This is a genomic window from Micromonospora sp. 4G55 (assembly GCF_016803375.1).
In genome coordinates this window covers 1-7273 of sequence record NZ_JAEVHN010000301.1, presented here as the reverse complement: position 1 = coordinate 7273, position 7273 = coordinate 1, and the positions used below count along the sequence as shown (strand labels likewise).

5 protein-coding genes and 1 pseudogene are annotated in these 7273 nt (G+C 72.7%); 1 reads left to right on the top strand and 5 read right to left on the bottom strand.

Annotated features, from left to right (window positions below; translation table 11 throughout):
* Positions 1 to 58 precede the first annotated feature (58 nt).
* The 5 genes and pseudogenes from JNW89_RS22090 to JNW89_RS38150 all read right to left on the bottom strand — a co-directional run.
* Positions 59 to 1626: pseudogene (locus JNW89_RS22090) on the bottom strand (ATP-binding cassette domain-containing protein); the annotation flags it as partial.
* Between the two features lie 80 nt (positions 1627 to 1706).
* Complete coding sequence (locus JNW89_RS22085) at positions 1707 to 3116, bottom strand: FAD-dependent monooxygenase (RefSeq protein WP_238450352.1); 1410 nt, start codon at positions 3114 to 3116, stop codon at positions 1707 to 1709.
* Positions 3113 to 4306, bottom strand: coding sequence for a DUF993 family protein (locus JNW89_RS22080; protein WP_210778549.1), 1194 nt, complete (start codon positions 4304 to 4306; stop codon positions 3113 to 3115). The genes JNW89_RS22085 and JNW89_RS22080 overlap by 4 nt, the downstream gene beginning before the upstream one ends.
* Positions 4307 to 4439: 133 nt before the next feature.
* The gene (locus tag JNW89_RS22075; RefSeq protein WP_238450351.1) at positions 4440 to 4691 is read right to left on the bottom strand and encodes a ferredoxin; all 252 of its coding nucleotides are present in this window, start codon (positions 4689 to 4691) and stop codon (positions 4440 to 4442) included.
* Positions 4688 to 5899 carry a cytochrome P450 gene (locus tag JNW89_RS38150; RefSeq protein ID WP_238450350.1) on the bottom strand — a complete coding sequence of 404 codons (1212 nt, stop codon included), beginning with the start codon at positions 5897 to 5899 and terminating at the stop codon, positions 4688 to 4690. The genes JNW89_RS22075 and JNW89_RS38150 overlap by 4 nt, the downstream gene beginning before the upstream one ends.
* Before the next feature lie 305 nt (positions 5900 to 6204).
* Here JNW89_RS38150 and JNW89_RS22065 point away from each other — a divergent pair, with 305 nt between their 5' ends.
* A complete protein-coding gene (locus JNW89_RS22065; protein ID WP_238450349.1) occupies positions 6205 to 6987 on the top strand; it encodes a TetR/AcrR family transcriptional regulator in 783 nt (260 codons plus the stop codon).
* Positions 6988 to 7273 lie beyond the last annotated feature (286 nt).

Genomic DNA, 7273 nt, shown 5'->3' with positions numbered 1-7273 from the left:
GGTCGTCCCCGGCCACGGGACACGCGACCGCCGCAAACCGTCGATCAACCGAGCAGCGTCAGCCGGCCAGGTGGCCCCAGTCGTCCTCCAGGTCGCGCCAGGGGCCCTGCGCCGCCACCACCCCGTCGTGCAGGACCACCACGTGGTCGGCCCGAACCAGGGCCGCGCGTTTCGAGGTCGAGCCGACCACGGTCACGCCGTGCTCGCGCAGTGCCGCCCAGAGCGCCAGCTCGGTGGTGACGTCCAGCGCCGACGAGACGTCGTCGGCCACCAGCAGCTCGGTACGCGGCGCCAGCGCCCGGGCCAGCGCCAGCCGCTGCAACTGGCCGCCGGAGAGCCGGGTCCCCTTGTGGCCGATGAGCAGCCCGAGCCCACCCCCGGCCGCGCCAGGTCGTGGTCGAGCTGCGCGGTCGACACCGCCCCGGCCGCGTCCACCTCGTGGCCGAGCGCGATGTTGTCGGCGACCGTGCCGGAGAGCACCCGGGGCAGCTGCCCGACGTACCCCACCTGCTGCGGACGCAGGAACAGCTCCGGCTCGGTCACCGGTTCGCCGTTCCAGCGCAGCGTGCCGGTGTGGTGCACGATCCCGGCCAGCGCGCGCAGCAGCGAGGACTTGCCGGCGCCGACCGGCCCGACCACCAGCACCAACTGCCCCCGGTCGACGGTCAGGTCGACGTCCCGCACGGCCAGGGTGCCGTCGGAGTGCAGCGCCCCGAAGCCGGCCAGCTCCAGCCGGCGCAGCGGACGCCGGGCCGGCGGCACGGGCGCGGGCGCGGTCCCGGCGGCCAGGTCGACCCCGGGAACCGCCGCCGAGTACGTCCCGACCCCGCACATCGCCGTCGTCCGCCGGGTCCAGACCCGCGCCGACGGGTAGTGCGAGACCAGCGACGCGGTGGTCCAGGCGAACCAGCGGGCCGCGCCCAGCGTGGAGACCGCCACCAGGGTCGCCCCGGCGGAGAGCCCACCGGCCAGGTAGAGCGCCCACGCGCCGATCGGCAGGAGGCCGCTGACCAGCGACGGCGTGGACCGTGCCCACACCTGCGCGGAGATCTCCCGGCGCTGCCGGTCGCTGCGCACGGTGTCCAGGGCGGCCAGGTGGGTCAGCACCGGCCGGGTGGCGCCGGCCAGCTTCACCGTGCGGGCCGCGGAGAGCGCGGAGACCAGCGCGGTGGCGAAGGCCGCCCGCGCCGCCACCGTGCCCCGGGCGGACCGCTCCAGCCGGGGCCCGAAGAGCGTCGCCGCCAGCCCGGAGACCACCATCGTCCCGGCGAAGAAGAGCGCCGGTACGAAGCTGCCGGTCACCGCCGTCATGGTGGCCACGATCGCCAGGGCGATGAACTGGTCCATCAGGTTGTCGGCGAGCTGCACCACCCGCTCGGTGTCGCCGCTCTGGGCGACCACCTCCGCCGGGGTGTGCCCGCTGACCCGGCGCGCCCCGGTCTGCCCGTGCACCAGGCGCAGGCTGATCCGCAGCATCTGGCGTACCCACCACTGCGGGAACCACAGGTTGGTGTAGAACGGCAGCGGCAGGACGACCAGCAGCGCGGCGGCGATGCCGAGCGCGGGCAGCCACGGGCTGCCGCCGTCGACCACGTCCGCCCAGAGCCAGGGCAGCACCGCGCCGTCCCGCGACGGCATCTCCTGGTTCACCGGGTACCACCGCCTGTTCCGATCGCGAGGTGAGCCGTCTGCGGGTCGTGCATGGGTCAGGCCGGGCTGGCCGTGGACCGGGGCGCCGCGTCGACCTTGACGAGGTCGCCGAACTCGGGGAACTGCGCGATGGCCTGCTCGGCGGTCAACGCCGGCGTACGGGGGCCGCGCAGCACCGCCCAGAGGAAGGCGGGCGTCATCATCCGGGTCATCGGCGCGCAGAGCGACGCCACGTTGAACACGGTGTTGATGACCATCCGGTTGCCGCAGCCGGTCCGGGCGACCCGGGCGGCCATCTTGTTGGCGAACGCGCCGCCGCGCAGCGGCACGTTGGCCCGCACGTGCGGCAGCCCCTGGTCGGTGTTGACGGCGATCTGCCAGGCGCCCTGGTTGATCTTCGCGATGGCGGCCTGCACGTTGCGGGAGAAGCCGGCCCGCAGACCCCGCACGTCCAGCTCGGTGCGCAGCGCCAACGCGCACTGCGCGGCGACCGACATGCCGGTGCCGTGCACCGGGTTCAGCGCCTGGGCGGCGTCGCCGATCACCAGGAAGCCCTCCGGCACGGGCAGCTTCTCGAAGCGCCGCCGCTGGTCGGGGATGCTCCGGTAGGCGCGGATCGGCCCGGCCGGGCGGGCCTGGGCGATCAGGTCGGCGATGATCGGGTGGTGCCGTTCCCGGGCGAACTGCGCGAAGCCCTCCTCGTCGGTGGGGGGCTCGCCGCCCCGGCTGCCGAAGAGGCTGAGGATCCAGCGGCCGTTCTCCATCGGCAGCAACCCGGCGCCCTGGCCGGGGCGGCCGGTGCCCGCCTGCATCTGGATCATCACGCCGGGGAAGTCGTCGCGGGTGCCGGGCGGCGCGGTGAACCAGCGGCTGACGTAGACGATGCCGGCGTCCACCACGTCCTCGCGGACCTGGGGCAGGCCCAGGTCGACCAGCCACTTCGGGGCGCTGGTGGCCCGGCCGGTGGCGTCGACCACCAGGTCGGCGTCGAGGGTGCGCTCCGCGCCCCCCTGCTCGACCCGCACGCCGGTGACCCGGTCGGCGTCGCCGACCAGCCCGGTGACCCGGGTGCCCTCCCGGACGCCGATCCGCGGCTCGCGCAGCACCTGCTCGCGGACCACGTGGTCGAGCAGTTCCCGGCTGCACAGCAGCAGGTACGCGTCGGTGTCCAGCCGTTCCATCCAGCCCTCGGGGCCGCGGGCCAGCGCGCCGGAGGGCAGCCCCCGGCGCTTGGCGCCGGCGGCGTACAGCCGGTCGGTGACGCCGGGCAGCAGCTGGTCGAGGGCCTCGACGCCGCCGCGCATGAGGATGTGGCTGTGGTGGCCCTGCGGCAGCCCCTTGCGCGGCTGCGGCTCGGCGGGGAGCTGGTCCCGTTCGACGACGGTGACCTCGTCGACGGCGCGGGCCAGCGCGGCGGCGGCGAGCATCCCGGCGAGGCCGCCGCCGAGGACGACGGCCCGGCTCACTGCTCGATCCCCGAGGTGGCGAGGAAGAGCTTCATCCGCCGCTCGGCGAGCTCCGGGTCCGGCAGCGCGCCGAGGCTGTCGGCCAGCCGGTACGCGGCAGCCAGGTGCGGCACCGAGCGGGCCGACTGCTCGCCCCAGACCATCCGGAAGTGGTCGTGGTGCCCGGCCAGCCAGCCGAGGAAGACCACTCCGGTCTTGAAGAAGAAGATGCTGCGGCCCTCGCCGCTGAACAGGTGCCGGTTGAGCGGCAGGGTCTCCTCCAGCAGCCCCCGGGCCCGGCTGTCGTCGCCGGCGTCGAGCGCCCGGAAGGCCTCGGCGGCGATCGGCACGACCGCGTCGATGACCGGGGTGAGCGGGTGGCTGTGCCCGGACCCGTCGCCGACGAACATCTCCGGGTACTCGGTGGTGTCGCTGGTGTAGAACTTCACGCCCTCGGGCAGCCGCTTGCGCCACTCGACCTGCCGGGCCAGCGACGCCGGTCCGATCTTGACGCCGTCGACCTTGTCCAGGTTGTCGCGGACGATCGCGATCAGCGCGTCGTACGCGTCGTCGGGCTCCTCGTAGCCGAAGTACTCCGAGTTGCGCGGGTCCCACTCCGAGGTGATCCAGTGCACGATCGCCGGCTGGCTCGACTGGCGCAGCAGGTTGCCGTACACGGTGGCGAAGTCCTCGGGGCCGCGGACGGCGACGTTCAGGTGCGGGCTGCACATGATCACCGGCTGGGCGCCGGCCTCCTCGACCACGGCCAGCTGCTCCTCGTAGGCGGCCTGGACCTCGGCGAGGGTGACCGGGGCGAACGGCTCCAGCTGGTCGGTGAGGACGGCCGCGGCCATCCGGCCGCCCACCGCCTTCGCCTCGGCGCCGCAGCGGCGGATCAGCTCGGCGGCGCGGGGCCAGTCCAGCCCCATGCCGCGGTGGGCGGTGTCCATGCCCTCGCAGAGGGTGAAGCCGTACGACCACAGGTGCCGGCGGAAGGCCAGGGTCGCCTCCCAGTCCAGCGACTGCGGCGGCGGGTCGCCGCCGGGCGGCCCGAAGGGCTCGTTGTCGGCCAGCGGGTCACCCAGCACGTGCGCGGTGGCCAGCACGGAACGGGTCCGGAACGGTGAGGGGTCGGCGGGCTGCACCACGCGCGGCGCCTGGGTCGGGTGGTAGACGGTCAGGGTGCCGTCCGACTCCGGAAGCTTGATCATTTTTTTCTGCTCCGAACCGTCGTCTGGATCGAGTCGGCACAATTCAAGCGACTCGCGGGAGTGCGGTTCCATAGCGGCGACCCCCTAATTCCGAGGCAACCCCTCAACGGCTTCCGCCGGCCCTACCGCGCCCCTAGGGGGCGGGCCGGACCGGCGGGCTGCCGGAATTGGTCCGATCGACCGAGATGGCGCCGACCGGACAGTTCAGCGCGGCCGTACGGGTCGCCGCGCGCAGCGCCGGTTCCGGCGATTCCACCAGGACCACCACGAGACCGTCGCGGTCGTCCTGGTCGAACACGGTGGGCGCGAAGTACACGCAGTTGCCGGAACCGACGCAGGTTTCCCGGTCGACTTCGACACGCATTGTCGGCGACCCGTCGCTCACCAGGTGACGGGCAGTTCGTGCAACCCGTACGCGTGTGCGTCGAACATGTACGACAGTTTGTCGACGTCGGCGGCCAGGCGCAGCTCCGGAATGCGCTCGAAGAGCGTCCGGAAGACGGTTTCGAGCTGCATCCGGGCCAGGTTCGCGCCGGGGCACATGTGGTTGCCGTAACTGAAGGCCAGGTGTCCTTCTGCGTTGCGGTGGATGTCGAACTTCTCCGGTTCTTCGAAACGCTCCGGGTCCCAGTTCGCCGCCCCGTTGAGCGCGAGCACGCCCTCGCCCTGGCGGATGGTGCCGCCGCTGACCTCGACGTCGTGGGTGGCCACCCGCACGGTGGCCGAGTCGAGGATGCTGAGGAAGCGCAGCAGCTCCTCGACCGCGCCCGGCCAGAGCGACGGGTCCGCCTTGAGCTCGGCGAGCTGCTCCGGGTGCTCCAGCAGCACCACCGTGCCGAGGGAGACGACGTTGGCGGTGGTGTCGGAACCGGCGATCACCAGCACCCGGGCGATGGCGACCAGGTCCTCGTGTTCGAGGGTGGGCTCGTCGGGCAGCCGGGCCGCGATCCGGCTGAGCAGGTCGTCGCCCGGGTTCTTGGTCTTCTCGGTGATCAGCTCGTCGAGGAACTCGTCCATCTCGGCGATCGCGCCGGCCACCGCCTCCTGCGTCGAGTCCCGGCCGGTGGTGGTCTCGGCGTAGCGGCGGAAATAGCCGATGTGCACCGGGTCGACGCCGAGCATCTCGCAGAACAGCAGCGCCGGCACGGGCAGCGCCAGCTCGGCCATCAGGTCCAACGGGCCGCCCTTGGCCAGCATCTGGTCGATCTGCGTGTCGACGATCTGCTGCATCCGGGGGCGGAGCTTGTTGATCCGCGCGGCGGTGAATTCGGGGATCACCATTCGCCGGCGGACGGTGTGCTCCGGCGGGTCCATCGCCGGGAACGGAAAGGCGATGTACGGCAGCATCTCCTCCGGCACGTGGAACTGCGCCGGGTAGGCGGGGTTACGCGCATTCGAACTCATTGACGGGTCGCCCAGCACCTGGCGCACGTCCCGGTAGCGGGTCAACGCCCAGACGGGTTTACCGGTCATCCGGTTGGTCACCGGAGCGAGTGGATTCTCCTCCCGCATCCGCTCGTATTCCTGCGGAACGGCGAGCGGGCACCGGCGCCGGTCCAGCGGAAAATCCGGGCGCTCGGTACCGGTGGTCACGGCATCGGCTGTTTCGGTCATCGCTGCGGCGCCTCTCTCTTCAAGGGGGCGGCGGGGAATCGATCGGATCGATTCAAGCAGCGCGCCGGCACGCCGGACAGGTTCCGCACCCCCTAAGGTCGGCGATGAGCCCCCTATGCCGGCACCACGGGACGGGACGGAACGGTTACTGTCACGGCACCGACGGTCCGGTTCCCAATCCCGTGCAGACATCGTTCGGGCGGCGGCATACCCTGAACCGCAGCGACGGGCAGCGGCGAAGGGCGGATGACCGCGGCCGGGCGTCTCGAGGGAAAGTGGAGTCGATGGGCGGAAGCATTGATCCGGGGCTGCCGGGATACATCGGGGACGCCTGGGGTTTGCGGGACCGACCGAACAAGGGCCCCAAGCGCGCGCTGAGCCTTCCGCGCATCGTCGACGCGGCGGTCGCCATCGCCGCGTCGGAGGGTCTGTCGGCGGTGTCGATGAGCCGGGTCGCGGCGGATCTCGGCGCCTCGACCATGTCGCTGTACCGCTACCTGTCGGCCAAGGACGAGCTGCTCCAGCTCATGATGGACGCGATCTACCAGACGCCGCCGTCCGGGCCCGACTCGCCGGACGAGGGCTGGCGCGCCGGGCTGGCCCGATGGACCTGGGAGCAGCACGCGATCCTGCGCAAGCACACCTGGGCGCTGCACATCCCGACCCTCGGCCCGCCGGTCACCCCCAACCAGATCATCTGGCTGGAGCGGGGGCTGGAGTGCCTGGGCGGCACCGCGCTGGGCGAGGGCGAGAAGCTGTCGGTGATCATGCTGCTGAGCGGCTTCTGCCGCAACGACGCCACCGTCTCCGCCGACGTGCAGGCCTCGTTCATGTCCAAGGCCCCCGACGAGCTGGCCGCGATGTCCTCCTACGGTCAGCTGATCCGCAAGCTCGCCGGGCCGGACCGCTTCCCGGCGTTCACCGCGGTGATCGACGCCGGCGTGCTGGACAACCCGTCCGGCCCGGACGACGAGTTCGTCTTCGGCCTGGAGCGCATCCTCGACGGGGTCGGCGCCCTGGTCGAGCAGCGCGCCGCGGCGAGGAGCGCGGGCGGCGGCGGGCACTGACCCTCCGCCCGGTCGCCCCGCCCCGCCGGCCGACGCGCACCCGGTTCCCGTCGCTACGGACCTGATGTCGTGAACGACTCAGCCCACACACTGATCCGTCGCGGTGACCCGCGCGCCCGCCCGGGACCCCTCGGCACCGGCAGTAGTGCGTTCGGGTCGCGGGCCGACCGCCGCCGCCCGGCCGGCGAGGGCCATGAGCCGTCCACGACATCAGCTCGACAGCGCCCGCGACACCGCTGTCCGGTCGGCGGCAGCCTGAGCCGTCCACGACATCAGCTCGACAGCG

Bases quoted from the DNA above. Each gene is read 5' to 3' on its own strand.
- JNW89_RS22080 (WP_210778549.1), bottom strand. From the start codon at position 4,306: ATGATCAAGCTTCCGGAGTCGGACGGCACCCTGACCGTCTACCACCCG.
- JNW89_RS22065 (WP_238450349.1), top strand. From the start codon at position 6,205: ATGGGCGGAAGCATTGATCCGGGGCTGCCGGGATACATCGGGGACGCC.